The sequence below is a fragment of the Streptomyces sp. PTL18 genome (assembly GCF_059510295.1).
The window spans coordinates 66,285-91,964 of record NZ_JCAJZO010000009.1; the positions used below are offsets into that span (position 1 = coordinate 66,285).

Genomic DNA, 25,680 nt, shown 5'->3' on the forward strand with positions numbered 1-25,680 from the left:
ACGACGTCCTTGGGGACGTACCACGTCTGCCTCGCCCCGTGCGTTCGACGTCCCCGTTCACCCCTCCGCCCCCGCATCGATCGCCTCCGCCACCTCCGCCACCCGCTCCTTCTCCTCCGCCGCGAAGCGCTCCGCGTCCAGCTTCTCCGCGATCTCCTCGTCCTGGGCCATCAGCAGGTCCAGGTTCGAGTCGCCCATCTCGAAGACGCCCATGTCGACGTAGGCCTGCTGGAGGCGCTTGCCCCACAGGCCGATGTCCTTCACACAGGGGACGATCCGGCTGAACAGCAACCGGCGGAACAGGTGGAGGAACTCGGAGCGCTCGCTGAGCTGATCCGCCTCGGCCTTGGGGATGCCGAAGTTCTCCAGCACCTCCACTCCGCGCAGCCGGTCCCGCATCAGGTAGCAGCCCTCGATGACGAACTCCTCACGCTCGCGCAGTTCGGCGTCCGTGAGCTGCTTGTAGTAGTCCCGCAGCGCCATCCGGCCGAACGCCACGTGCCGTGCCTCGTCCTGCATCACGTACGCGAGGATCTGCTTGGGCAGCGGCTTGTCCGTGGTGTCGCGGATCATGCCGAAGGCGGCGAGCGCCAGGCCCTCGATGAGCACCTGCATGCCGAGGTACGGCATGTCCCACCGGCTGTCCCGCAGGGTGTCCCCGAGCAGCGCCTGGAGGTTGTCGTTGATCGGGTAGAGCATCCCGATCTTCTCGTGCAGGAAGCGGCCGTAGATCTCCGCGTGCCGCGCCTCGTCCATCGTCTGGGTCGCCGAGTAGAACTTCGCATCCAGGTCCGGGACGGACTCCACGATCCGCGCCGCGCACACCATCGCACCCTGCTCGCCGTGCAGGAACTGGCTGAACTGCCAGGAGGCGTAGTGCTTGCGCAGCTCGCCCTTGTCCTCGTCGGTCATCTTCGCCCAGTACGGCGTCCCGTACAGGGTCATCGCCTCGTCCGGCGTGCCGAGCGGGTCGTGCGGGTCGACCTCCAGGTCCCAGTCGATCCGCTTCTGCCCGTCCCACTGCTTGTCCTTGCCCTTCTGGTACAGGGCGAGCAGGCGGTCGCGCCCGTCGTCGTACTCCCAGCTGAAGCGGGCCGCGCCACTCGCGGGCACCTGCCAGAGGGGGTCCCCCGGCTCCTTGGCGTACAGCTCAAACGTCGGCATGAGCACACGCTCACATGAGGTAGACGCCGCGTCAACAAGTGGAGCGCAAGGGATTGACGTTCTTGCTGACAAGCAGTCTCATAAGACCGGGACCACGGGTGACAGGCGGCCCGTACGACGAGGTGGGTGGGCACAGCGATGACGACCGTGACGGAAGCAGACGTGCTGCGGGACGCGCTCGGACTGCTCAGGGACCGGGAGCAGGTGGCGGAGCGACTCCTCGCCTCCTCCGCCAGACACTCCTTCGACCCGGACCAGGAACTGGACTGGGACGCGCCGCACCAGGAAGGAAAGTGGTTCTGGCCCCCGGAGTTGGTGTCGCTGTACGACACACCGCTGTGGCGGCGGATGAGCGAGGAGCAGCGGATGCTGCTCTCCCGGCACGAGGCGGCGGCGCTCGCCTCGCTCGGCATCTGGTTCGAGATCATCCTGATGCAGCTGCTGGTCCGGCACATCTACGACAAGGCGGCGACGAGCGCGCACGTGCGCTACGCGCTGACCGAGATCGAGGACGAGTGCCGGCACTCGAAGATGTTCGCCCGGCTGATCGCGCACGGCGACACGCCCTGGTACCCGGTGAGCCGGGCGCACCGGAACCTGGGCCGCGTCTTCAAGACGATCTCGACCACACCGGGTTCCTTCACTGCGACGCTGCTCGGCGAGGAGGTCCTGGACTGGATGCAGCGGCTGACGTTCCCCGACGAGCGGGTGCAGCCGCTGATCCGCGGGGTCACACGCATCCACGTGGTCGAGGAGGCCCGCCACGTCCGCTACGCGCGCGAGGAACTGCGCCGCCAGATGCTGACCGCTCCGCGGTGGTCGCAGGAGTTCACACGGATCACCTCCGGCGAGTTCGCACGGGTGTTCTCCGTGGCCTTCGTGAACCCGGAGGTCTACACGAACGTGGGCCTGGACCGGCGGGAGGCCGTGGCCCAGGTGAGGGCGAGCGGCCACCGCCGGGAGATCATGCAGGCGGGAGCGAAGAGGCTGACGGACTTCCTGGACGACATCGGGGTGCTGAGGGGTGTCGGACGACGGCTGTGGAGGTCCTCGGGGTTGCTGGCATAGCCCCGGGGCCCCAGGCCGGTGAGGCACTGGGGGAGGCACGGCTGCCCGCGGCTACGGCGGCTACGGTTACGCTGCGAACATGACCTCCGAGGCACCCACGCGCGCGTACCGTCGCCTGAGCGTCGAAGAACGGCGTCGTCAGCTCCTCGACGCCGCGCTCACCCTCTTCGCGCACCGCGCCCCCGAGGAGGTCACCCTCGACGACGTGGCGGAGGCGGCCGGCGTCTCCCGTCCCCTCGTCTACCGCTATTTCCCCGGCGGCAAGCAGCAGCTCTACGAGGCCGCCCTGCGCTCCGCCGCCGACGACCTCAGGCAGTGCTTCGCCGAACGCCAAGAGGGACCGCTCAGCCACCGCCTCGGCCGCGCACTCGACCGCTACCTCGCCTTCGTCGCCCGGCACGACGCCGGTTTCAGCGCCCTCCTCCAGGGCGGCAGCGTGGCCGAGACGTCCCGCACCACCGCCATCGTCGACGGCGTACGCCGGGCCGCGGCCGAGCACATCCTCAGCCATCTGGGCGTCGACGAACCCGGCCCCGGGCTGCGGATGACGGTACGGATGTGGATCACCTCCGTCGAGGCGGCCTCCCTCATCTGGCTCGACCAGGACAAGCAGCCCCCGGTCGAGGAGTTGCGGGACCGGCTGGTGGAGCAGTTCGTGGCCTGTCTGGTGGCCACCGCGGCACGCGACGCGCAGACCGCCGCCGTGGTGCGCTCCGCCCTGGCCCTGGAGAGTGCGGACGGCCCGGTCGGCGCCCTGGCCCGGCGCGTCCTTCCCGTCCTCGGCGACGCCGGTCACCTGCTGTGACACTGGTGCCATGAAGAGCCAAGACACCCCGTTCGTCGGCGGCCCCCTGGACGGGCGCGTCCTGCCCGTCCTGCTCGGCCTCACCGGGCACCCGCCGCAGACCTACCGTGTGCCCGTCCCGGACGCGGCGTGGGGGTCCCTCCGCGCGAGCGAAGCCGAGCGTGGGGGAGGTCCGCCCACCGTCCTCGTCTACCGTCGCGTCCCGGCGGGACCGCGCGGCCGGTTCGGTCTCCATCCGGGCTGGAAGTACGAGTACGACCCGGAGGGGGACACCGCCGGCCGTCCGCGGTGGCCGTGGTCGAAGCCGCGCCGAAAGCCGGGCGCCACGCCGGGCGAGGGTCCGGACACCGCCCATGAGTGACCTCACTGCGCCGAACCGGCCACTCGGCGCGCGCACGGGCCGCACCCGACTCATCCTGCCGGTGCGAGGTGGAGGGACCACCCGGCACCGGAGGTGATGACATGTCAGAACGGTTGCTGCGCCTGGCCGGTACGGCGGCGGTGACCGCATGGGCCCTGCTGGCCACCGCGCCCGCGGTCGCCGTCCCGGACCCCGTTCCCGGCACCACCGCACGACCGGACCCCGCGAACAGCACCACCGCACGACCGGACCCCGCACCGAGCACCACGCCCCGGCCGGACCCGGCCCCCGGCACCGTCCGGCCCGAGTCCCGTCCCGTCGCGCAGATCCTGGCGGACTTCCAGCAGCGCTACCGCGCCGCGGAGCAGGCCACCGAGGCCTACGACGCGACCACGGAGAAGCTGAAGCAGCGCCAGGCGGACGTGGACCGGCTCGACGGGCAGCTCGCCAGGGTCCGGCTCGAACTGCAGAACAGCCGTGTCGAGGCCGGCCGGCTGGCCCGGCAGCAGTACCAGAGCAGCACGTCCCTCTCCCCGTACGTGCGCCTGCTGTTCGCCCGTGATCCGCAGCGTGCGCTCGACGTGGGCCATCTGATCGGCCGGTTGACGCGGGAGCGGGCCGCGACCGTCAACCAGCTGACCGGCGCCGAGCGGAGCGCCGACGCCCTGGCCCGCGCGGCCCGCGCGGCGCTGGACGACCAGCTCTCCCTCACCGACCGGCAGAAGAGGGCGCGGGACGACGTCGAACAGCGGCTGAAGGACATCGAGAAGCTGCTCGTCTCGCTCACCCCCGAGCAGCTGGCCGCCCTGGCCCGGTCCGAGCAGGAGGCGGCCGCGTCGGCCCGGCAGTCCCCGGTCGCCGCGTCCCCCTCGGCAGGGGCCGTGCGCCCGGGGGCGTCAGCTCAGGCGGCTCAGGCGCCGGCCACCGATGCCAGGTAGGCCTCGGCCTTCTCCGGCTCGTAGAAGAAGTTCTCGAAGTCCGACGGGTCGTTGAACCCGTTGGCGATCCGGTGCGCCACCGGCGGCATCGCCCCGGCCGCCCCGATCAGGTTCAGCACATGCTCCGGCGGCGCCCCGAGCATGGCGTTGGTCCACTTCGTGACGTGGCGCGCCGTCTCCCAGTAGCGGTCGAACGTCTGCTGCATCCACGCCTCGTCGAACTCCTTGTCGCCCTGTTCGAGGATCGAGGCGAGATACGCGGCGGCGCACTTGGCCGCGGAGTTGGAGCCCTGCCCGGTGATCGGGTCGTTCGCCACGACCACGTCGGCGACACCGAGCACCAGACCGCCACCGGGCAGCCGCCCGATCGGCTTGCGGACGGTGGGCGCGTACCGCCCGGCCAGCGTGCCGCCCGCGTCGCTCAGCTCCACCTTGGTGGCCCGCGCATACTCCCAGGGCGTGAACCTCTCCATGAGTTCCAGGGTCAGGGAGAGGTGCTCGCCGGGGTCCTTGACGCCGTTGAAGACGTCGAGCGGGCCGCCGGGTATGCCCTCCCAGAACAGGATGTCCGCGCGGCCGGAGGTCGTCAGCGTCGGCATGACGAACAGCTCGCCGACGCCCGGGACCAGATTGCAGCGGACCGCGTCGGAGTCCGGGTGCTCGGGACGCGGGCCGAGGCCGTGGACGTACGACACGGCGAGGGCGCGCTGCGGCTCGCTGTACGGGGAGCGCTCGGGGTCCCGGGCGAACATGGACACCAGCTCGCCCTTGCCGGCCGACACCAGCACCAGGTCGTAGGTACGGGAGAAGTAGTCGAGGTCGGAGACCGCCGCGCCGTGGATGACCAGCTGGCCGCCGCGCTGCGCGAACGTCTCCATCCAGCCGGCCATCTTCAGCCGCTGGTCGACCGACTGCGCGTACCCGTCGAGCTTCGCCACCCAGTCGATCGCGCGCTGCGAGGGGCCCGGGTCGAACGAGCCGGGGGCGGCGACGGACACGCCGAGTCCTTCGATCTTCGGGGCCTGGGACTCCCAGAAGTTCAGCGTCAGGTCGCGTTCGTGCTGCAGCGCCGTGTCGAACATGCACTGCGTCGACATGACCCGGCCGGTACGGATCTCGTCCGCGGTCCGGTTGGACATCAGGGTGACGTCGTACCCGTGCGACTGGAGGCCGAGGGCGAGCTGGAGTCCGGACTGGCCGGCTCCGACGACGAGTATCTTCCGCATACGGGTGGTGCTCCCTATCTCTTGGCTCGTTCGCCTCCGGAGTGCCGAAGCCGGTGTCGGGGGCCCGATCGTGCCCGGCCCTTCGGGCCTCCGCGCGTTCGGCCCCTCCACGCCGGCTCGCCCCTTCGGCTCGCTCACTGCCGGGGGACTACTCGGGGGTGACGTCCAGCGCGTGGCCCACCAGGGCCAGAAGGGTCTCGATCACCGAGATCCGGCGGCGCGCGTCCATGATCATGACAGGTATGTGTACGGGAATGGTGAGGGCCTCGCGCACGTCCTCGGGTTCGAACCGCTCGCTGCCGTCGAAGTGGTTCACCGCGACCATGTAGGGCAGACCGCTGCTCTCGAAGTAGTCCAGCGCCGGGAAGCAGTCCGCGAGCCGCCGGGTGTCGGCCATGACGACCGCCCCGATCGCGCCGCGCACCAGGTCGTCCCACATGAACCAGAACCGCTGCTGACCCGGTGTGCCGAAGAGGTAGAGCACCAGGTCGTCGTCGAGCGTGATGCGGCCGAAGTCCATGGCCACGGTGGTGGTGAGCTTGTCCGGGGTGCCGGTGAGGTCGTCGGTCTCCTCACTGGCCTCGGTCATCAGCGCCTCGGTCTGCAGAGGCGTGATCTCCGAGACAGCGCTCACCAGGGTGGTCTTGCCGACGCCGAAGCCGCCCGCCACCACGATCTTCGTGGCTATCGGGGCGCGCGTCCGGTCCGTCTGCCAGGCCTTCAGTTCCTCGTCGGGCTCGACGAGTCGATCGACGCCCGGGGCGGCGTCAGAGACGACGGAGTCCACTCAGCACCCTTTCCAGCAGAGCGCGGTCCGGCGCTCCCGTGCCGTGACCGGTTCCGTACACACGGATCTTTCCCTGGTCCGCGAGATCGCTCAGGAGCACGCGGACCACCCCGAGCGGCATCTTCAGCAGTGCCGCGATCTCCGCCACCGTGCGCATACGGCGGCACAGTTCGACGATGGCCCGCATCTCCGGCATCACGCGGGTGGACAGTGAACCATTCGTCAGCTCCCGCCGCTCCTCCGGGGCGTCCAGGGCGGCGACGAACGTCTCGACGAGCAGGACGTGGCCGAAGCGGGTACGGCCGCCGGTGAGCGAGTAGGGGCGGACCCGGGCGGGTTTGCGGTCGCCGCCGCGGACGGGGAGTTTCTGGGTGCCGCTCATCGGACGCTCCCCGCCGACTCCAGGGACCTGCGCAACTCGCTGCGGAGTTCGGGTGTCAGGACGTGTCCGGCGCGGCCGACGAAGAGCGCCATGTGGTACGCCACCACGCTCATGTCGCAGTCCGCGGAGCCGTGCACGCCGAGCAGCGAGCCGTCACTGATGGACATGACGAACAGGCTGCCCTCGTCCATCGCGACCATCGTGTGCTTGACCCGGCCGGCGTCCATCAGCTTGGCGGCGCCGATGGTCAGGCTGCCGATGCCGGAGACGATGGTGGCGAGGTCGGCGGCGGACCCCTTCGGGCCGCTCGGCCTTCCGTCGCGGCCGGCGCGGGCTTCCGCCACCCGGCCGGGGTCGGACGAGAGCAGGAGCAGGCCGTCGGAGGAGACCACCGCGACCGACAGGATGCCGGGCACCTCCTCCACCAGGTTGGTCAGCAGCCAGTGCAGATTGCGGGCCTCACTGCTCAGTCCGAAGGTACTGGGCGCGGTCAACTGCTTGCCTCCTCGACTGTGCCCCCCGTTGATTCAACGTCCTGTGCGGTGCTGGGTGTCGCGTGCTGAGGTGGTGCGGTGGGCCGGTGCCCGGGTGCCCTGGTCTCCCCCGTCCGCTCGGCGATCTCCGCCTCGGCGTGGCGGTAGCCCTCCCTGGCCCCCCGGTGGAAGCCGCCGAGCCTGCGGCGCAGCGCCTCGGCGTCCACGCCGCCGGCACGGGGTCGCGGAGCCGGAGCGGGCGCGGAGATCTTGGGGGTGCGCTTGGGGAGTCCCTTGGCGGTGAGCCGGGGCGGCTCGGGCTCCTGGGGCGCTTCGGGCTCCTGGGACGCCTCGGGCGCGGGCAGCTCGGGAGCGGTGGTGCGGGGCGCCTGCGCGGCGGGCCGCGGCTCTCCCTCGTCCGCGGTGCGTTCGTGGGTCTCGGGGCCGATGGAGCAGGGTTCGGCGGCTGCCTGGGCGGGGATGCCGGCGGCCGGGGCGGGTTCCGCCGCTCGGGGCGACGGAAGGAACAGCTCCATCGTGGTCTCGGGACCGGACTCCGGTTCGGCGGCGGGCTCGCCCGCGGGTTCGGGTTCCGGTGCGTGCCAGTCGTCCCGTACGGATTCCTCACCGCCGACGAAGTCCTGCCGCCGACCGCTCTCCTCCCGCCGACCGCTCTCCTCCCGCTCCCGTACGGCCTCCTCCGCCGCCGCGATCAGGGGGTCCTCGACGCCCCTGGGCTCCTGCACCGTGAGCCGCTTGCGGCCGCTGAGGACGTTGGCGTTGACCTCCGCGTCCGCGCCGGGCAGCGAGAAGGAGGGCGCGCCCCCGGCCACCGGCGCCCCGACGGGCACGGCCGCGGCCGGCGCCTCGGCGAGCAGTGGCTTCGGCAGGACCACGACGGCCGCGACGCCCCCCTGCTTCTGCTCCCGCAGCTGCACCCGCACCCCGTGCCGGTGGGCGAGGCGGGCCACCACGTACAGGCCGAGCCCGAGGCCCTCGCCGCTCTCCTGTTCGTAGGGGTCCTCCGGGGCGAAGTCGGCGAGCCGGACGTTGAGCGCCCTCATCCGCTCGGCGGTCATGCCGATGCCCTCGTCCTGGACGGAGAGCATCACCTCGCCGCTCTCCAGGAGCCAGCCCGAAACCTCGACGGGCACGTCCGGCGGGGAGAACGCGGTGGCGTTCTCCATGAGTTCGGCCAGCAGGTGGGACAGGTCGTCGGCGGCGAATCCGGCGACGTGCGCGTGCGGTGGCAGTGCGGCGATCCGGACGCGCTCGTAGCGCTCGATCTCGCTGACGGCGGCGCGGACCACGTCGACGAGCGGTACCGGCACGGCGTGCTGCTGGACGTGCTCGGCTCCGGCCAGGACGAGGAGGTTCTCGCTGTGGCGCCGCATGACCGTGGCGAAGTGGTCCAGCTTGAACAGCGTGGACAGCCGCTCCGGGTCCTGCTCCCGCTCCTCCAGGCCCTCGATGACGGTCAGCTGGCGCTCGACCAGGCCGAGGGTGCGCAGGGCGAGGTTGACGAAGGTGGAGTGGATACTGTGCCGGACCTGCTGCAGGTGGGTGGCGGCCCGGGCGAGTTCGGCGCGCAGCTTCTCCCGTTCGTCGGCCATGGTCTGCCGCTGGCCGACGAGGTGCTTGCGGTCGGCCTCCAGGGTGGACAGTCGCTCCTGGAGGGCGAGGGCGTGGGCGTGCAGGGCGTTGACGGAGCGGACGACCTGGGCGAACTCGTCGTTGCGGCCCGTGAACCTCACCGGTTCCTCGGCGGCCGGGTCGGCGGCCACGCGCGCGGTGCCGAGGCGGAGCACGGCGAGCGGGCGGGTGAGGCTGCGGGCCATGGCCATGGCGATGCCGACGGCGACGAGCAGCAGCACCCCGAGGACGGCGATGCGGATCTCCAGCGCGGTGACGTCGTTGTCGCGCTGCTGGGCGAGGTCCTTGCTGCGGCCCTGGTAGAGGGAGGACTCGACGCCGCGCATCAGGTCGACGCGGGCGGAGAGGGCGGCGTCGACCTTCTTGGTGCTCAGGCCGAGGTCGCTGTCGGACAGGGTGGGCTGGTCGGTGAGGTCGGCGAGGTACTTCTCGGCGGAGGACACCTCGGGGCCGGTGACCGTGGAGTCGTAGGAGGACTTGGCCGCGGCGGGCGCGGTGTCACGGAAGCCGGCGATCGCCGCCTCGGAGCGGACGGCGGCCTGCTGGGCTGCGGCGGTGAGCGCGTCGCGCTGCTTGGTGTCGGCGTCCGAGGCGGTGCTCGTGGTGGTCGGCAGGCCGGTGACCGGGCTGATGACGGTCCGGGTGGTGCGCGGGATGTTCAGGGCCGCGAGGAGCAGTCCGCGGGCGGCGGCGGCCTGCTGCACGGCGGTGTCGAGCTCGGCGAGGGAGTGGGCGCCGGAGCCCGCGCGCGGCGGCATCGCGTCGGCCAGCTGCTCGGCGAGGGCGTGCAGCTCGGTGATGACGGCGGAATACGCCTGGTGCGCCTGGAGAGCGGTGCTCTTGCCGGTGAGCGCCGATCGCCGTACGGCGGCCACGTCGTCGAGGTCCTTGCGCAGGCCGGCCGAGAGGTCCGGGTTGGCGCGGAGGTCCTCGATCTCCCGGTCGACGCGCGCGCTCCGCTGCTCGGCGGGCGCCTTGGACCCGGGGCGTCCCGCGGCCACGTACGAGGTGACGTCGTCGCGTTCGTCGGCCAGCGAGTGGGCGAGGACCAGCGCGTCCTGGGTCTGCTCGGCGAGGGTGACCAGGTTCTGGGAGTCGTGCAGCTGCCCGGAGGCGGCGACCACGCTCGGCGCCCCGGCCCCGGCGATGGCGGCGGCGACCACGGCCACCGCGATGATCAGACGGTTGCGCACATGGGCGGCGCGGCCGCGGCCCGCGGACTCGGTCGAGGCCGCCTGCCCGGGGGCCGTCTGCTTGCCTGTGCTCCGAGGCCGCGTCTTCTGCACCGGTGCTCGCACTTCCTCACTCGTGTACCCATGGGCCCGGGGTGACGTTCCGTCAACGGGAATGCCGACCCGGTACGACGGCTTCCGACCCTCCCAGTGCCGGTGGGCAGAGGTCTCGCTTCGCCTGACCCGCCACCCGAAGGAGTGAACATCGGCGGGGAGTTGGCGGGCAAGTTCCTCTGGCGCGTGCGGAGGCCTTGCACGACGGGCCGGTTGGACGTCTGCGGCGCACTTTGGCAATATTCGCCGCCACGCTTCACCGGAAGCGATTATTCCGTATCAAACCAGGCGACTGAGCTGCGCGACCGCATCGATTCCGCGACCATTGACGGCCTTTCGCGGACCTTGTGAAGGCCTCGTGCAGACTGGCTGGATGCGTATTGAGCTGACCTCCGAGCCCGGCGGCGCGACCCGCCCCAACGAGGACTTCGCCGCGCTCGCGCTTCCGGCTTCAGGGCAGGGCGGAGCGCTGGTCGTCCTGGACGGGGTGACCCCGCCCGGCGGCGACGACGGTTGTCTTCATTCCGTCCCCTGGTTCTGCGCGCGCCTGGGCGGCCTGCTGACCGAACTGTCCGTTTCCCGCCGGGATCTGACGCTGTCCGAGGTCCTTGCGGAGGCCGTTCTCCGTACCGCCGACACCCACGCCTCGACTTGTGACCTTTCTCACCCGCGTACCCCCCAGGCGACCGTGGCCCTCGCCCGCTGGTCCGACACCGCGGTGGAGTACCTGGTCCTGTCCGACGCGGCGCTCCTCGTCGAGGCCTCCGACGGCACGGTCACCGCTCTCCTGGACGACCGCCTCGCCCGCCTCCCGCGCGCGGCCCTGGCCACGGACGCGCTGGTGGACGCGACCGTCCGCAACAAGGAGGGCGGTTTCTTCACGGCGGCCGCGGATCCCTCGGTCGCGGCCCGCGCGGTCACCGGCGAACTGCCGCGCGGGCGGGTGCGCGCCCTCGCGGCCCTGACGGACGGCGCGACCCGCTGGACGGAGAAGTTCCGCCAGGGCGACTGGACGGATCTGTTCACGGTCGTCCGCAAGGAGGGAGCAGCGGCGCTGGTGGAACGCGTACGGGAGCTGGAGCGCGCCGACCGCGGGGAACGGACGCATCTCGGCCGCGGCAAGACGCACGACGACGCGACGGTGGTGTACGTGGAGCCTTGGCGCCTCGCACCATGAGCGTCCGCGTTCAGGTCGCGTGGTGAGGTGCCGTCCGGTGCCGTGCGTGGCAAGGCGCCGGAGAGTCCTGGATGGGGACCCCTGCCCGAGCGGAGCCGGGAGCTTGGAGGAGGAGCTACCAGGGCTTTTCCGCAACGCGGCGTGGGCCCCTGCCCGAAGAGCTCGGCGGAGTGCGGTGCCGGGCGGCGCGACCCGGGCGGGCATGGGGCAAGGCCCCCTCAGGGCTCCCCGCAGGACTCCTGCGTCTGGCAGGGCCACTGCGTCTGCAGGGCTACTGCGCCTGTAGGACTACTGCTTCTCCATGCCCAGGTTGAGCCGGTGCAGCAGCCGCGCCAGTTCCGCGACCTCGCGCGGGTCCCAGTGGGCGAGCTTGTCCACATAGCGGGCGCGGCGGGCCTCGCGGACGCGGCCGACGCGCCGCCGGCCCTCCTCCGTCAGGTGCACGAGCCAGGCACGGCCGTCGGCCGGGTCGGGCTCCCGGGCGACCAGGCCGAGCTCCTCCAGGGCGCGCAGCTGGCGGGACATCGTGGCCTTGCCGACACCGATGTAGGCGGCGAGTTCCGTGGCGCGCTGGCGGCCGCACTCGTCCAGTCGTACGAGCAGCCCGTACGCGGCGGACTCCAGGTCCGGGTGGACCTCCCGGGCCATCTGGCCCGCGTTGGCGCGGGCACGCCGCAGGAACACGGTCAACTCACGCTCGAGCGCCAGGAACTCCTGGTCCACGCCACCGGACCGGTCCGCGCCGTCCGACGGCGCGCCGGGTTCCACCGAACGCCGCTCGCCGTTTCCGTCCTCGTGCACGTCAGTCACCTGATCCGGTTTCCCGTTCCTCGCAGTTTCCGCCGAAGGTCGCCGTTGGCGCAGCTCGTGTCAGTATTTCGCAGTCGCGGACCGATGGCAGCACCGGTCCATGGCGAAGGCCCGGGCCTCCCTCACGAAACCCGGGCCTTCCCTCATCCCGTGGCGCCCGTCACGCCGCCACGGGAACCTCCGGCGTCGCGTCGCTCGTGGCGGGCTCGAGCGCCAGCTGAAGGACCTGGCGGACGTCCGTGACGGCGTGCACGTCGAGCTTGTCCAGCACCTCGGCCGGGACGTCGTCCAGGTCGGGCTCGTTGCGCTTGGGGATGATCACCGTGGTGATCCCCGCCCGGTGCGCGGCGAGCAGCTTCTGCTTCACCCCGCCGATCGGCAGCACACGCCCGGTGAGCGAGACCTCGCCGGTCATCGCCACGTCCGTGCGGACCAGCCGGCCCGACAGCAGCGAGGCCAGCGCGGTGGTCATGGTGATGCCCGCGCTCGGACCGTCCTTGGGAACCGCGCCCGCCGGGAAGTGGATGTGCACGCCGCGGTCCTTGAGATCCCCGACGGGCAGCTCCAGTTCGGCACCGTGGGAGCGCAGGAAGCTGAGCGCGATCTGCGCGGACTCCTTCATCACGTCGCCGAGCTGACCGGTCAGGGTCACGCCCGCCGCGCCCGTCTCCGGGTCGGCCAGCGAGGCCTCGACGTACAGCACGTCGCCGCCCGCTCCGGTGACCGCGAGGCCGGTCGCCACACCCGGGACCGCGGTGCGCCGCTCGGCCGGGTCCTGGGCGGACTCGGGCACGTGGTGCGGGCGTCCGAGCAGTCCGCGCAGGTCCTCGTCCCGGACCGTGAAGGGCAGCTCCCGTTCGCCGAGTTCGTGCTGGGCGGCGACCTTGCGCAGCAGCCGCGCGATGGACCGCTCCAGGGTGCGCACGCCCGCCTCGCGCGTGTACTCGCCGGCGAGCCTGCGCAGCGCGGCCTCCTCGATCGTGACCTCGTCCTTGTTCAGGCCGGCCCGCTCCAGCTGGCGCGGGAGCAGGTGGTCACGGGCGATGACGACCTTCTCGTCCTCGGTGTAGCCGTCCAGGCGGACGATGTCCATGCGGTCGGCCAGCGCCTCCGGGATGGCCTCCAGGACGTTGGCCGTGGCCAGGAACACCACGTCCGACAGGTCGAGTTCGACCTCCAGGTAGTGGTCGCGGAAGGTGTGGTTCTGCGCCGGGTCCAGCACCTCCAGCAGGGCCGCGGCCGGGTCGCCGCGGAAGTCGGAGCCCACCTTGTCGATCTCGTCGAGCAGGACGACCGGGTTCATGGACCCGGCCTCCTTGATGGCGCGGACGACACGGCCGGGCAGCGCGCCGACATACGTGCGCCGGTGGCCGCGGATCTCGGCCTCGTCGCGGACGCCGCCGAGGGCGACGCGGACGAACGTGCGGCCCATGGCGTGCGCGACGGACTCGCCGAGGCTGGTCTTGCCGACGCCGGGCGGGCCGACGAGCGCGAGCACGGCACCCCCGCGGCGGCCGCCCACGACGCCGAGCCCCCGGTCGGCGCGCCGCTTGCGCACCGCCAGGTACTCGGTGATGCGCTCCTTCACGTCCTCAAGGCCCGCGTGCTCGGCGTCGAGGATCTCCTTGGCGCCACGGATGTCGTAGGCGTCCTCGGTGTGCTCGTTCCACGGCATCTCGAGGACGGTGTCCAGCCAGGTGCGGATCCAGGAGACCTCGGGCGACTGGTCGCTGGTGCGCTCGAACTTGTCGACCTCCTTGAGGGCGGCCTCGCGGACCTTCTCGGGGAGGTCGGCGGCCTCCACGCGGGCGCGGTAGTCGTCGGACTCCTCGCCCTCGGCGGTGTCGCCGTTCAGCTCGCGCAGCTCCTTGCGGACGGCTTCGAGCTGGCGGCGCAGCAGGAACTCGCGCTGCTGCTTGTCGACGCCCTCCTGGACGTCCTTGGCGATGGACTCGGCGACCTCCTGCTCGGCGAGGTGGTCGCGCAGCTGCCGGGTGGCGAGCTTCAGCCGGGCCACCGGGTCGGTGGTCTCCAGCAGTTCGACCTTCTGTTCGATGGTGAGGAAGGGCGAGTAGCCGGAGTTGTCGGCGAGCGCGGAGACGTCGTCGATGGCCTGGACACGGTCGACGACCTGCCAGGCGCCGCGCTTCTTCAGCCAGCCGGCGACGACGGCCTTGTACTCCTTGACGAGTTCGGCGACGTGGCCGGGCAGCGGGTCGGGAACCGTCTCGTCGATGCGTGTCCCCTCGACCCACAGCGCCGCGCCGGGCCCGGTGGTGCCCGCACCGATCCTCACCCGTCCCACGCCGCGGATGAGCGCCCCCGGGTCGCCGTCCGCGAGCCGGCCGACCTGCTCGACGGTGCCGAGGACGCCGTTGGCGGCGTAGGTGCCGTCGATGCGTGGAACGAGCAGGACCCTGGGCTTTCCGGGCTCCGAGCGGGCGGCCGCCTGGGCGGCCTCCACCGCAGCGCGCACCTCGGAGTCGCTCAGGTCCAGCGGGACCACCATGCCGGGCAGGACAACCTCGCCGTCGAGCGGCAGCACAGGCAGGGTGAGCGGTGTGGACGTCGAAGCCATGATCTCCCCTTCGGCAGTCAAGTTGAGCTGTGGTGACTCAATGCACGAGAGGATTCGATTGTTCCCCACCTACTGTTCGCTCTGGGCGATCAGTTGGGGCGACCGCTGTGGCCGGGCACGGAGCGGCGCCGGGTCAGCTCGTCGGCGCGGCTGCGGCCCCCGTCAGGGCCCAGCGCCGTACCAGCGGCCAGGTCCCGACGCCGATCGCCAGCGCCAGCAGGTGGCCCCAGTTGCTCAGCGGGTCCGTGAACTCGGCCAGGTCCTGCAGGAGTAGCGCGGTGAACACGATCAGCACCGTCCAGCGCAGCGACGGCCGCAGCACCCCCGTCAGCGCGCCCAGACTCGCCGCCACGCCGAAGCTGATGCCGTAGTCGAGGCGGTGCAGGGAACTGTCCGGCAGATGCCCCGCCAGCACCGCGAGGCCGACCGGGACCTCGGTGCCCAGCGTCGCGAGCACATGGCCGAGCAGAAAGACGACCGCCGTGCGCGCGCCGCCTATGCGCCGCTCCAGCGCCGTCAGCACGACCAGGAAGACGAGCGCGTAGTACGACATCATCCCGCCGGCGATCCACAGCGCGCTGGCCAGCAGCACCACCACCGGACTGCGCGTCAGATGTGCGACGTCCGTGCTGGATCCCCGGTACAGGGCGTTCACCAGCGACGGATCGGCGTACCGGGCGAACAGGGAGGTCACCAGCAGCACGGCGGCGTATCCGAAGGTGAACGGTGCCCGCTCGGGGCCCGGCAGCAGCTCGAGCAGGCGCGGGGCCGTCCACCGCACCGGCAGCGGGACCGGGGGCGCGACGGGCGGCGGCGCGGTGCGCTGGCGCGGCATGCCGTCCAGAAGCGGCGCGCCCGTCCCGGTGGGCGTGAGCGTGGCGTCGGCCGAGACCGTACGTTCCAAGGTGCGGCGCTCCTTCCGTCCCGCTCCACCCTTCGCGCCACGCCGGTCGCTGTCTATGACCGACGCCACCCGAGGGCGTGATTCAAAGCAACTTCTCAGGCGGTTTCCGCGTCCGGTGCGGTCGCGCACGACGGTCGGCCGCCGGCGGCGGCGCGTCCGGCCGCGGGGAGGAAAATGCGTCGTCCCGCACCCCGCCCGTCACCAGAATGTGGCCCATGCCTCATCCGTACGACACCGACGACACCGGCGACACCGACGCCACCCCCATGGTCCTGGACCGTCGTGAGGGCCCGCACGGCGAGGTCGTGCTGCGGCGCCACGGTGAGCTGCTGCAGATCATCGCCAACGGCTGTTTCCTGATGGACACCTCCGACGGGCGCTCGGAACGGCTGCTGGTGGAGGCCGCTTCGCACGCCCTGGACGGCCGCCCGGACCCGAGCGTGCTGATCGGCGGACTCGGCGTCGGTTTCTCGCTCGCGCACGCGGCGGCCGACCCCCGCTGGGGGCGCATCACCGTCGTCGAACGCGAACGCGCCGTCATCGACTGGCACCTCGCCGGCCCCCTGGCCGCGCTGTCCGCCGAGGCGCTCACCGATCCGCGCACCCGCATCGTGGAAGCCGACCTCCTCGCCCACGTCAATGAGACATCGGACACGTATGACGCACTGTGCCTGGACATCGACAACGGGCCCGCCTGGACGGTCACGGACGACAACGGCAGCCTCTACTCGGCGGCCGGACTCGCAAGCTGTGCAAGGGCGTTGAGACCCGGCGGCGTGCTCGCGGTGTGGTCGGCCGCGCCGTCCCCGGAATTTGAAGGAACCCTCTGGAATGCCGGGTTCCAACAGGTGCGTACCGAAGAGGTCCCCGTTGCCCGGGGCGTTCCGGACGTCGTGCACCTCGCGATCGGACCTGGATAGCCGACCGGCGGTAACTCCCCGTACGCTGCTTCCCTGGCGCGGATCATTCAAGCGTCAAACGCAGTCATGGGATCACCCCACGGATTCCGGAAAGCAACCCCAGGGGCGGGCGATGGAGCAGACACACACCTCCCACAACGGCACGACGGCGACCCCGGGCGCCCAACGGCGCGTCCTGGTGGTCGAGGACGACCAGACGATCGTCGACGCCATCGCCACCCGTCTGCGCGCGGAGGGATTCCTCGTGCAAACGGCAGGTGACGGTCCGGCGGCGGTCGACACGGCGGAGGCCTGGCAGCCCGACCTGCTGATCCTCGACATCATGCTGCCGGGCTTCGACGGCCTGGAGGTCTGCCGGCGCGTGCAGGCCCAGCGCCCGGTGCCGGTGCTGATGCTCACCGCGCGCGACGACGAGACGGACATGCTGGTCGGACTCGGCGTCGGCGCGGACGACTACATGACCAAGCCTTTCTCGATGCGCGAACTCGCGGCGCGCGTGCACGTGCTGCTGCGCCGGGTGGAGCGGGCGGCGCTGGCCGCCGCGACTCCCCGCACCGGCATACTGCGCCTCGGCGAACTGGAGATCGACCACGCACAGCGCCGGGTGCGGGTGCGCAGCGAGGACGTCCATCTGACGCCCACCGAGTTCGATCTGCTGGTGTGCCTGGCCAACACGCCGCGCGCCGTACTCTCCCGCGAGCAGCTGCTCGCCGAGGTGTGGGACTGGGCGGACGCCTCCGGCACCCGCACCGTGGACAGCCACATCAAGGCGCTGCGGCGGAAGATCGGCGCGGAGCGCATCCGGACCGTGCACGGTGTCGGCTACGCGCTGGAGACCCCGACGCCATGAGTCACGGGCGGTCGGCCGCACGGAGGAGCCCCGGGGAGCCCTGGGGCGGCGTTCGCCCGTTCTCGATCAAGACCAAGCTGGGCGCGCTGGTCGTCATCTCGGTGTTCATCACCACGGGCCTGCTGATGATCGCGGTACGCACCGCCACCGAGCTGCGGTTCATCACGGTGTTCTCGATGATCGCCACCCTGCTGATCACGCAGTTCGTGGCGCACTCGCTCACCGCCCCGCTGGACGAGATGAACGCGGTGGCCCGGTCGATCTCGCACGGCGACTACAGCCGTCGTGTGCGGGACAACCGCCGGGACGAGCTGGGCGACCTGGCCCAGACGATCAACCTGATGGCCGACGAGCTGGAGGCCCAGGACAGCCAGCGCAAGGAGCTGGTGGCGAACGTCTCGCACGAGCTGCGCACCCCCATCGCGGGCCTGCGCGCGGTGCTGGAGAACATCGTCGACGGGGTCACCGAGGCGGATCCGGAGACCATGCGCACGGCGCTGAAGCAGACCGAGCGCCTCGGCCGCCTGGTCGAGACCCTGCTGGACCTCTCCCGCCTGGACAACGGCGTCGTCCCGCTGAGGAGACGTCGCTTCGAGGTGTGGCCGTACCTCTCGGGCGTCCTCAAGGAGGCCCAGATGGTGTCCTCCGCTCGCGCGGGCATCGCCTCGGGCTCCGGCAACCACACCCGTACGGACGTCCATCTGCACCTCGACGTCTCCCCCCCGGAGCTGACCGCGCACGCGGACCCGGAGCGCATCCACCAGGTCGTCGCCAACCTGATCGACAACGCGGTCAAGCACAGCCCGCCGCACGGCCGGGTCACGGTGAGGGCCCGGCGCGGCCCCACCCCCGACTCGCTGGAGCTGGAGGTGCTGGACGAGGGCCCCGGCATCCCCCAGTCGGAGTGGCACCGGGTGTTCGAACGCTTCAACCGCGGCGCGGTGAACCGGCCGCACGGGCCCGGCAGCGACGGAGGCACGGGCCTCGGCCTGGCGATCGCCCGCTGGGTGGTGGATCTCCACGGTGGCCGGATCGGGGTGGCCGAATCCCAGCGGGGCTGCCGGATCCAGGTCACCCTTCCGGGAGAGCCGTCCCTGCCGAGTTGACGTAAAGTTCGAAGTGGAACAACAAGATCCACGCCTGTCCGCGCAGCCGGACACGTGTGATCAGGCAGAGGCCCGCGCACTCCCCGCGCCGGGTCCGGGTCGTCGCACCCGCCCACAACCGGAACCACGCTTGTTTCCCGCCATTTCAACCCCTGAAACGCACTTTTCGATGTGACTTACGCGACGATGAACGGGCCCGACCTGACCTTCGCGGTCTTGGAGGCGTAGCCTTTATTCCCGCTGTCCAATCACCTTGTGAAGCGGAAGAGGGCGGTTGCCGCCGTGTCGCCACAGTCCCCCAGTAACTCGAACCTCTCGACCGACGACCAAGCCGGGAAGAACCCCGCAGCCGCGTTCGGTCCCAACGAGTGGCTCGTCGACGAGATCTATCAGCAGTACCTCCAGGACCCGAATTCGGTAGACCGCGCCTGGTGGGACTTCTTCGCCGACTACAAGCCGGGGGCCGCCGCAGCCGCCTCCTCGGCTCCGTCGGGTACCGCGGTCGCGGGGGCCGCGGAGACCACCACGGCGCCCCAGGCGGCGCAGGCCGCGCCCGCCGCACCGCAGGCCCCGGCCGCCGCTCCCCGGCCGGCCGCCGCGCCGGCTCCGGCGAAGCCCGCCCCGGCCGCCGCTCCCGCCGCGGCCAAGCCCGCCGCACCCGCCGCCGCGAAGCCCGCCGCGGCCCCCGCCCAGCCCACGAAGGACGAGCCCGTGTCCGAGGCCCCCGCCGGCCCCGAACTGGTGACGCTGCGCGGCCCCGCCGCCGCCGTCGCGAAGAACATGAACGCCTCCCTGGAGATCCCCACGGCCACGTCCGTGCGCGCGGTCCCGGTGAAGCTGCTCTTCGACAACCGCATCGTCATCAACAACCACCTCAAGCGCGCCCGCGGCGGGAAGATCTCCTTCACGCACCTCATCGGCTACGCCATGGTCCAGGCCATCAAGGCGATGCCGTCGATGAACTGGTCGTTCGCGGAGAAGGACGGCAAGCCCACCCTCGTCAAGCCGGACCACGTCAACCTCGGCCTCGCCATCGACCTGGTCAAGCCCAACGGCGACCGCCAGCTCGTCGTCGCGGCGATCAAGAAGGCCGAGACGCTGAACTTCTTCGAGTTCTGGCAGGCCTACGAGGACATCGTCCGCCGCGCCCGCGACGGCAAGCTGACGATGAACGACTTCACCGGCGTCACCGTCTCCCTGACGAACCCCGGCGGCCTCGGCACCGTCCACTCCGTGCCGCGCCTGATGCCCGGCCAGTCCGTGATCATGGGTGTCGGCTCCATGGACTACCCCGCGGAGTTCCAGGGCACCTCCCAGGACACCCTGAACAAGCTCGGCGTCTCCAAGGTCATGACGCTCACGTCGACCTACGACCACCGGGTGATCCAGGGCGCCGCCTCCGGCGAGTTCCTGCGCGTCGTCGCGAACCTCCTCCTCGGCGAGAACCGCTTCTACGACGAGATCTTCGAGGCCCTGCGCATCCCCTACGAGCCGGTCCGCTGGCTCAAGGACATCGACGCCAGCCACGACGACGACGTCACCAAGGCCGCCCGCGTCTTCGAGCTGATCCACTCCTACCGGGTCCGCGGCCACGTCATGGCCGACACCGACCCGCTGGAGTACCAGCAGCGCAAGCACCCCGACCTGGACATCACCGAGCACGGTCTCACCCTGTGGGACCTGGAGCGCGAGTTCGCCGTCGGCGGCTTCGCCGGCAAGTCGATGATGAAGCTGCGCGACATCCTCGGCGTGCTCCGCGACTCGTACTGCCGCACCACCGGCATCGAGTACATGCACATCCAGGACCCCAAGCAGCGCAAGTGGATCCAGGACCGCGTGGAGCGCCCGCACACCAAGCCGGAGCGCGAGGAGCAGCTGCGCATCCTGCGCCGGCTGAACGCGGCGGAGGCCTTCGAGACCTTCCTGCAGACGAAGTACGTCGGCCAGAAGCGCTTCTCCCTCGAGGGCGGCGAGTCCGTCATCCCGCTGCTCGACGCGGTGATCGACTCGGCGGCCGAGTCCCGCCTGGACGAGGTCGTCATCGGCATGGCCCACCGCGGCCGCCTGAACGTGCTGGCGAACATCGTCGGCAAGTCGTACGCGCAGATCTTCCGCGAGTTCGAGGGCAACCTCGACCCGAAGTCGATGCACGGCTCCGGCGACGTGAAGTACCACCTGGGCGCCCAGGGCACCTTCACCGGCCTGGACGGCGAGCAGATCACGGTCTCGCTGGCCGCGAACCCGTCCCACCTGGAGACGGTCGACCCGGTCATCGAGGGCATCAGCCGCGCCAAGCAGGACATCATCAACAAGGGCGGTACGGACTTCACGGTCCTGCCGGTGGCGATCCACGGCGACGCGGCCTTCGCGGGCCAGGGCGTGGTGGCCGAGACCCTGAACATGTCCCAGCTGCGCGGCTACCGCACCGGCGGCACGGTCCACATCGTCATCAACAACCAGGTCGGCTTCACCGCGGCCCCCGAGTCCTCGCGCTCCTCCATGTACGCGACGGACGTGGCCCGCATGATCGAGGCTCCGATCTTCCACGTGAACGGCGACGACCCGGAGGCCGTCGTGCGCGTGGCGCGACTGGCCTTCGAGTTCCGTCAGGCGTTCAACAAGGACGTGGTGATCGACCTCATCTGCTACCGCCGCCGCGGTCACAACGAGTCGGACAACCCGGCCTTCACCCAGCCGCTGATGTACGACCTGATCGACAAGAAGCGCTCGGTGCGCAAGCTGTACACCGAGTCCCTGATCGGTCGCGGCGACATCACCCTGGAAGAGGCCGAGCAGGCCCTGCAGGACTACCAGGGGCAGCTGGAGAAGGTCTTCACGGAGGTCCGCGAGGCCACGTCGCAGCCGGTCTCCGGCCCGGTGTCGGACCCGCAGGCGGACTTCCCGGTCGCCGTCAGCACCGCGATCTCCACGGAGGTCGTCAAGCGGATCGCCGAGTCCCAGGTCAACATCCCCGACTCCTTCCACGTACACCCGCGTCTGCTGCCGCAGCTGCAGCGCCGGGCGGCGATGGTCGAGGACGGCATGATCGACTGGGGCATGGGCGAGACCCTCGCGGTCGGCTCCCTCCTGCTGGAGGGCATCCCGGTCCGCCTCTCCGGCCAGGACTCCCAGCGGGGCACCTTCGGCCAGCGCCACGCGGTCCTCATCGACCGCCGGACGGGCGAGGAGTACACCCCGCTCCAGTACCTCGCCGAGGAGCAGGCGCGCTACAACGTCTACAACTCCCTTCTGTCCGAGTACGCGGTCATGGGCTTCGAGTACGGCTACTCGCTGGCCCGCCCCGACGCGCTCGTGATGTGGGAGGCACAGTTCGGCGACTTCGTCAACGGCGCGCAGACGGTGGTCGACGAGTACATCTCGGCGGCCGAGCAGAAGTGGGGCCAGACGAGCGGTGTCGTCCTGCTGCTCCCGCACGGCTACGAGGGGCAGGGCCCGGACCACTCCTCGGCCCGCGTGGAGCGGTTCCTCCAGCTCTGCGCCCAGAACAACATGACGGTCGCGATGCCGACCCTCCCGTCGAACTACTTCCACCTCCTGCGCTGGCAGGTGCACAACCCGCACCACAAGCCGTTGGTGGTCTTCACCCCGAAGTCGATGCTGCGTCTCAAGGCCGCCGCGTCGAAGACGGAGGAGTTCACGTCCGGTCAGTTCCGACCGGTCATCGGTGATGCGGCGGTGGACCCCGCCGCCGTCCGCAAGGTCGTCTTCGTGGCCGGCAAGCTGTACTACGACCTGGAGGCCGAGCGCACCAAGCGCGGCGTCACGGACACCGCGATCATCCGCCTCGAGCGGCTGTACCCGCTGCCGGGTGCGGAGCTCCAGGAGGAGATCAAGAAGTACCCGAACGCCGAGAAGTACCTGTGGGCCCAGGAGGAGCCGGCGAACCAGGGCGCCTGGCCGTTCATCGCCCTGAACCTGATCGACCACCTGGACCTGGCGGTCGGCGCGGACATCCCGGCCGGCGAGCGCCTGCGCCGCATCTCCCGCCCGCACAGCTCCTCCCCCGCGGTGGGCTCGGCGAAGCGGCACCAGGCGGAGCAGGAGCAGCTGGTGCGTGAGGTGTTCGAGGCCTAGGCCCTACGGCACCACGAAGGGGCCGCCCCCGAGCTCCGGCTCGGGGGCGGCCCCTTCCGGCATCGCCGCGTCGTCACATCATCTGCGGTTCGAAATCCCAGTAGGGGCGCCGTCCTTCGAGCATGTAGCGCACCTGCCGGTGTTCTTCGAAGAAGTTCTCGGTGAGCCCCTGGACCGCCGCCCTGCGCACGGACTCGGCCTTCCCGTGCTGTCCGGTCTCCGCGAGGTCCTGTGCGAGGCCCGCGGCCAGGTTCAGGGTGAGGACATGCCTGTCCCCCACCGCGGTACGCGCGCGCTTCAGCGCGTCCCGCCCGAGCGCGACCGCGCGCTCCAGCTCACCGGTGCGGGCGAGGGCCGTGGCGGTGTTCATCGCACAGCCGATGGACCAGACATGGGCCGTGCCCAGGGCCCGCTCCATGGCGGCCCGCGCACGTTCCGCCCGTTCGCGGGCCGCCGTGAGCTCCCCCTGGTCGCCCTGGATGAGGGCGCAGTTGTCGAGCGTCCCCGCCACGTACGGGTGGTGGTCGCCGAGCAGGCGCGTGTACTGGCCGTAGGCGGATTCGGCCAGTTCCCGGGCGTCGTCGAGGTCTCCGATGTCGCGCAGGAGCATGGCGTAGTCGGTGCTCAGCATCAGCGACTCGGGATGGTCGGGCCCGTGCCTGCGCAGCATGCGCTCGCGTGCCTCGCGCATCAGGCCGCGGGCCCGCAGATAGGACCCCTCCCGCCGCAGGCACAGCGCGAGGTTGTGCTGGGCGAGCAGCGTCTGCCCGTGATTGCGGCCGAGGGCGTCCGTGTGCAGGCGGTGGTTCAACTCCTGGATGTCCAGGGCCTCGCCGTACCGGCCCAGCAGCCGCAGTGTCCAGGCGGTGTGCAGGCCGGCGTCGAGCGTCGCCGGGTCGCGACCGCCGCTGAGGGAGATGTACGTCTCCAGGACGGCCCGGTGCAGGGCGAGTGACTCCTCGTACCGGCCCAGCAGCCGCAGGGCGATCGCCAGGTTGCCGCGGATGTCGAGGGTGCGCGGCACCTCCTGGTCACCGAGGTCGGCCGCCGCCTGGGCCGCGGCGTCCTCGTACAGGAGGCGGGCCTCTTCGTACCTCCCCAGCGCCATGAGTGTTCCGCCGAGACCGTTCTTGGCCCGCAGCACCTGGATGGGGCTCCGTCCGGGATCGGCGGTGATCCGCTGCAGCACCTCCCGTCCGATGCGCTCCGCCTCCCGGTAACGGCCCAGGCGGCGCTCCATGTTGGCCAGCTGGTGCACGGCGACCAGCACGGCCGGGTCGGTCTCCCCGGAGGCCGCGGTCCAGGCCCTGACGGCCGCCTGGCTGAGCCGCCGGCCCTCCTTGTACTCGCCGCGGATCCGCAGGTACTCGACGCAGTTGAGCACCAGCGTCCGCACGTCCGGATCGCTGGAGCTGAGCGCGCCCGTCGGCTCCAGATGCGGTATCACCTCCGCGTAGCGGGCCCAGTGGACGCGGTCGCCGGGGCGGCGGGGGTCGGCGGCGACCAGCACCCGGCGGGCCGTCTCGGCGGCCTGGCGGGCCTCCCCCGGGCCCAGGTGCCCGCGGACGAAGCGGTGGAAGAGCCGGTGCATGCGCAGGGTGCCGACGGTCTGGATGTCCATCGGGCCCTGCTCGTACTCCAGCCGCATGGAGGTGGCGTCGGACAGCACCCGTAGCGCCGTGTTCCAGCTGCTCGGCTCGGTCACCAGCGAGACCAGGTGCGGCGGCAGGTCACCGGCACGGGCGGACTGCACCAGGGTCAGCGGGATGACGTCGGGCGAGAAGAAGGCGAACAGCGCGAGCAGTTCGTAGGCGTTGGGGCGCTTCTCCCGAAGCGTGTTGACGGTCTGTGCCCAGGCGGCCTGGAACTCCTTGCGGTACTCCTCCGAGGGGACCACCGGCACGGCGTGCGGATCGTCCTTCTGGATGCGGGCGATGTACGCGTCGATGTCGGCGGTCTCGTTCAGCTCCACCCAGGCCGCGGTCTGGTCCATGAGGAGCGGATGGTCCTCCACCGCGGCGGCGAGACGGTTCGCGGTGTCCCGGGTGAGCCGGCCGCTGCGCCTGCAGGCGAAGTCGACGGACTCCTCCCGGTCGAACGGAGGGAGTTCGACGACCTGGCCGACCCATCGGTGCCACTCCCTGCGCGCCGTGGTGACCAGGAGGTGACCGGGCCCGTCGGGCAGCAGCGTCGCGAGGTCCTCCGGGTCCTCGGCGCCGTCGAGGACGACCAGCCACCGGGTGCGGTCGGCCAGGGCCCGCTTGGCCGCCTCGATGCGCCCGCGCAGCGCGTCCCCGGTGTCCGGCTCCGCACCGAGCCGGTCGGCGAGCCGGGCGAAGTCCTCCCGGGCCCGGTTGCGCACCGTCGCACGGACCCACCAGACGATGTCGTACTCGCCCTTGTAGCGATGGACGTACTCCGTCGCCGTCTGCGTCTTGCCGATGCCGCCGGGCCCGCGCAGGGCGATGCGCGTTCCCTCGCCGCCCTCCGCGAACGCCTGGTGGACACGCTCCAGGACCCGCTCCCGGCCGGTGAAATCGCGGTTGTGTCGCGGAGCGTTGTCGACGCCCGGCCGGTCCTCGGGAAAGCGCGGGCCGCGGGCGCGGTCGAGGCTGACCGGTCCCCCCGACGGCGGGGTCACGTCCAGGGCCTGGAGCAGCACCTCGGCGGCCCGGTCGGCGTCGAGGCCGCGCAGCGGCAGCACCCGGCCGAGCCGCTCGGCGGCGGAGGGCAGGGTGGCGGCGGTGATGGACACGGCGACCACACGGTGCCCTTCACGGGGCATGACCTCGGCCAGAACGTCCGCCCAGGCCTGGCGGCGGGCCTCGTCGAAGCGCACGAACCAGTCGTCGACGAGAAGCAGGAGCTTGCCGGACCCGGCCAGCAGGCCGGTCAGCCGTCCGGGGTCCGGAGCGGTGTGCAGCGGATCCCAGCGGACCGCCTTCGGCACCGCTCCGGCGTGGGCCAGCCGGTGTTCGATCCAGGTCGCCCAGGACCATGACTGTCCCGCGTAGACGATCGTGACAGTCTCAGCGGACGGGGATGGCATGCCTGGGTCTCCTTCTGCCGTAGGTGAGGGCTACGCCGCGGTCCGTCA

At 71.4% G+C, this 25,680-nt stretch carries 19 protein-coding genes; 9 read left to right on the forward strand and 10 right to left on the reverse strand.

Annotation, left to right across the window (positions count from 1 at the left end):
- Positions 1-57 precede the first annotated feature (57 nt).
- A complete protein-coding gene (locus AC5WS8_RS18940) occupies positions 58-1,164 on the reverse strand; it encodes a ferritin-like domain-containing protein (RefSeq protein ID WP_496104589.1) in 1,107 nt (368 codons plus the stop codon).
- Between the two features lie 138 nt (positions 1,165-1,302).
- Between AC5WS8_RS18940 and AC5WS8_RS18945 the strand changes: the two genes are divergently transcribed.
- The 4 genes from AC5WS8_RS18945 to AC5WS8_RS18960 all read left to right on the forward strand — a co-directional run bounded on the left by AC5WS8_RS18945 (position 1,303) and on the right by AC5WS8_RS18960 (position 4,336).
- Positions 1,303-2,232 carry an AurF N-oxygenase family protein gene (locus tag AC5WS8_RS18945; RefSeq protein ID WP_496104590.1) on the forward strand — a complete coding sequence of 310 codons (930 nt, stop codon included), beginning with the start codon at positions 1,303-1,305 and terminating at the stop codon, positions 2,230-2,232.
- 79 nt (positions 2,233-2,311) lie between these two features.
- Positions 2,312-3,037 (forward strand): TetR/AcrR family transcriptional regulator, encoded by a 726-nt coding sequence (locus AC5WS8_RS18950; RefSeq protein WP_496104591.1) that lies wholly within the window; start codon positions 2,312-2,314, stop codon positions 3,035-3,037.
- Between the two features lie 10 nt (positions 3,038-3,047).
- A complete protein-coding gene (locus AC5WS8_RS18955; protein WP_496104592.1) occupies positions 3,048-3,398 on the forward strand; it encodes a DUF8847 domain-containing protein in 351 nt (116 codons plus the stop codon).
- A 101-nt stretch (positions 3,399-3,499) separates the two neighbouring features.
- The gene (locus tag AC5WS8_RS18960; protein ID WP_496104593.1) at positions 3,500-4,336 is read left to right on the forward strand and encodes a coiled-coil domain-containing protein; all 837 of its coding nucleotides are present in this window, start codon (positions 3,500-3,502) and stop codon (positions 4,334-4,336) included.
- Here the strand turns inward: AC5WS8_RS18960 and AC5WS8_RS18965 are convergent.
- The 5 genes from AC5WS8_RS18965 to AC5WS8_RS18985 all read right to left on the reverse strand — a co-directional run bounded on the left by AC5WS8_RS18965 (position 4,309) and on the right by AC5WS8_RS18985 (position 10,143).
- Positions 4,309-5,562, reverse strand: a complete 1,254-nt coding sequence (locus AC5WS8_RS18965; protein ID WP_496104594.1) for a styrene monooxygenase/indole monooxygenase family protein — start codon at positions 5,560-5,562, stop codon at positions 4,309-4,311. The two genes, AC5WS8_RS18960 and AC5WS8_RS18965, sit on opposite strands and share 28 nt — an antisense overlap.
- Before the next feature lie 148 nt (positions 5,563-5,710).
- Entirely contained in the window at positions 5,711-6,349 is a 639-nt protein-coding gene (locus tag AC5WS8_RS18970) for a GTP-binding protein (RefSeq protein ID WP_496104595.1), read from the reverse strand.
- A complete protein-coding gene (locus AC5WS8_RS18975; protein WP_468250879.1) occupies positions 6,330-6,731 on the reverse strand; it encodes a DUF742 domain-containing protein in 402 nt (133 codons plus the stop codon). The genes AC5WS8_RS18970 and AC5WS8_RS18975 overlap by 20 nt, the downstream gene beginning before the upstream one ends.
- The gene (locus tag AC5WS8_RS18980) at positions 6,728-7,225 is read right to left on the reverse strand and encodes a roadblock/LC7 domain-containing protein (protein WP_496104596.1); all 498 of its coding nucleotides are present in this window, start codon (positions 7,223-7,225) and stop codon (positions 6,728-6,730) included. Before AC5WS8_RS18980 ends, AC5WS8_RS18975 begins: the two co-directional genes overlap by 4 nt.
- Positions 7,222-10,143 carry a sensor histidine kinase gene (locus AC5WS8_RS18985; protein ID WP_496104597.1) on the reverse strand — a complete coding sequence of 974 codons (2,922 nt, stop codon included), beginning with the start codon at positions 10,141-10,143 and terminating at the stop codon, positions 7,222-7,224. The genes AC5WS8_RS18980 and AC5WS8_RS18985 overlap by 4 nt, the downstream gene beginning before the upstream one ends.
- 373 nt (positions 10,144-10,516) lie before the next feature.
- Between AC5WS8_RS18985 and AC5WS8_RS18990 the strand changes: the two genes are divergently transcribed.
- Positions 10,517-11,320, forward strand: a complete 804-nt coding sequence (locus AC5WS8_RS18990; protein ID WP_496104598.1) for a protein phosphatase 2C domain-containing protein — start codon at positions 10,517-10,519, stop codon at positions 11,318-11,320.
- A 288-nt stretch (positions 11,321-11,608) separates the two neighbouring features.
- On the opposite strand, the gene AC5WS8_RS18995 is transcribed toward AC5WS8_RS18990, so the two are convergent.
- The 3 genes from AC5WS8_RS18995 to AC5WS8_RS19005 form a co-directional block, all read right to left on the reverse strand.
- The gene (locus AC5WS8_RS18995) at positions 11,609-12,121 is read right to left on the reverse strand and encodes a MarR family winged helix-turn-helix transcriptional regulator (RefSeq protein WP_496104599.1); all 513 of its coding nucleotides are present in this window, start codon (positions 12,119-12,121) and stop codon (positions 11,609-11,611) included.
- 169 nt (positions 12,122-12,290) lie between these two features.
- Positions 12,291-14,708: an endopeptidase La gene (lon, locus tag AC5WS8_RS19000; protein ID WP_496104600.1), complete on the reverse strand. Its 2,418-nt coding sequence runs from the start codon at positions 14,706-14,708 to the stop codon at positions 12,291-12,293.
- 133 nt (positions 14,709-14,841) lie between these two features.
- Positions 14,842-15,612 carry a rhomboid-like protein gene (locus AC5WS8_RS19005; RefSeq protein ID WP_496104601.1) on the reverse strand — a complete coding sequence of 257 codons (771 nt, stop codon included), beginning with the start codon at positions 15,610-15,612 and terminating at the stop codon, positions 14,842-14,844.
- 215 nt (positions 15,613-15,827) lie between these two features.
- Here AC5WS8_RS19005 and AC5WS8_RS19010 point away from each other — a divergent pair, with 215 nt between their 5' ends.
- From AC5WS8_RS19010 to AC5WS8_RS19025, 4 genes are all read left to right on the forward strand, one after another.
- Positions 15,828-16,532 carry a spermidine synthase family protein gene (locus tag AC5WS8_RS19010; RefSeq protein WP_496104602.1) on the forward strand — a complete coding sequence of 235 codons (705 nt, stop codon included), beginning with the start codon at positions 15,828-15,830 and terminating at the stop codon, positions 16,530-16,532.
- 112 nt (positions 16,533-16,644) lie between these two features.
- Positions 16,645-17,382, forward strand: a complete 738-nt coding sequence (locus AC5WS8_RS19015; protein WP_103839275.1) for a response regulator transcription factor — start codon at positions 16,645-16,647, stop codon at positions 17,380-17,382.
- Positions 17,379-18,488 (forward strand): HAMP domain-containing sensor histidine kinase, encoded by a 1,110-nt coding sequence (locus AC5WS8_RS19020; RefSeq protein ID WP_496104603.1) that lies wholly within the window; start codon positions 17,379-17,381, stop codon positions 18,486-18,488. Before AC5WS8_RS19015 ends, AC5WS8_RS19020 begins: the two co-directional genes overlap by 4 nt.
- A gap of 282 nt (positions 18,489-18,770) precedes the next feature.
- Entirely contained in the window at positions 18,771-22,583 is a 3,813-nt protein-coding gene (locus tag AC5WS8_RS19025; RefSeq protein ID WP_496104604.1) for a multifunctional oxoglutarate decarboxylase/oxoglutarate dehydrogenase thiamine pyrophosphate-binding subunit/dihydrolipoyllysine-residue succinyltransferase subunit, read from the forward strand.
- A gap of 73 nt (positions 22,584-22,656) precedes the next feature.
- Here the strand turns inward: AC5WS8_RS19025 and fxsT are convergent, their stop codons facing one another.
- Positions 22,657-25,632: an FxSxx-COOH system tetratricopeptide repeat protein gene (gene fxsT, locus AC5WS8_RS19030; RefSeq protein ID WP_496104605.1), complete on the reverse strand. Its 2,976-nt coding sequence runs from the start codon at positions 25,630-25,632 to the stop codon at positions 22,657-22,659.
- Positions 25,633-25,680: the final 48 nt, after the last annotated feature.

Coding starts and splice junctions, on each gene's coding strand:
- AC5WS8_RS18940 (WP_496104589.1), bottom strand. CDS start 1,164: ATGCCGACGTTTGAGCTGTACGCCAAGGAGCCGGGGGACCCCCTCTGG.
- AC5WS8_RS18945 (WP_496104590.1), top strand. CDS start 1,303: ATGACGACCGTGACGGAAGCAGACGTGCTGCGGGACGCGCTCGGACTG.
- AC5WS8_RS18950 (WP_496104591.1), top strand. CDS start 2,312: ATGACCTCCGAGGCACCCACGCGCGCGTACCGTCGCCTGAGCGTCGAA.
- AC5WS8_RS18955 (WP_496104592.1), top strand. CDS start 3,048: ATGAAGAGCCAAGACACCCCGTTCGTCGGCGGCCCCCTGGACGGGCGC.
- AC5WS8_RS18960 (WP_496104593.1), top strand. CDS start 3,500: ATGTCAGAACGGTTGCTGCGCCTGGCCGGTACGGCGGCGGTGACCGCA.
- AC5WS8_RS18965 (WP_496104594.1), bottom strand. CDS start 5,562: ATGCGGAAGATACTCGTCGTCGGAGCCGGCCAGTCCGGACTCCAGCTC.
- AC5WS8_RS18975 (WP_468250879.1), bottom strand. CDS start 6,731: ATGAGCGGCACCCAGAAACTCCCCGTCCGCGGCGGCGACCGCAAACCC.
- AC5WS8_RS18990 (WP_496104598.1), top strand. CDS start 10,517: ATGCGTATTGAGCTGACCTCCGAGCCCGGCGGCGCGACCCGCCCCAAC.
- lon (WP_496104600.1), bottom strand. CDS start 14,708: ATGGCTTCGACGTCCACACCGCTCACCCTGCCTGTGCTGCCGCTCGAC.
- AC5WS8_RS19010 (WP_496104602.1), top strand. CDS start 15,828: ATGCCTCATCCGTACGACACCGACGACACCGGCGACACCGACGCCACC.
- AC5WS8_RS19015 (WP_103839275.1), top strand. CDS start 16,645: ATGGAGCAGACACACACCTCCCACAACGGCACGACGGCGACCCCGGGC.
- AC5WS8_RS19020 (WP_496104603.1), top strand. CDS start 17,379: ATGAGTCACGGGCGGTCGGCCGCACGGAGGAGCCCCGGGGAGCCCTGG.
- fxsT (WP_496104605.1), bottom strand. CDS start 25,632: ATGCCATCCCCGTCCGCTGAGACTGTCACGATCGTCTACGCGGGACAG.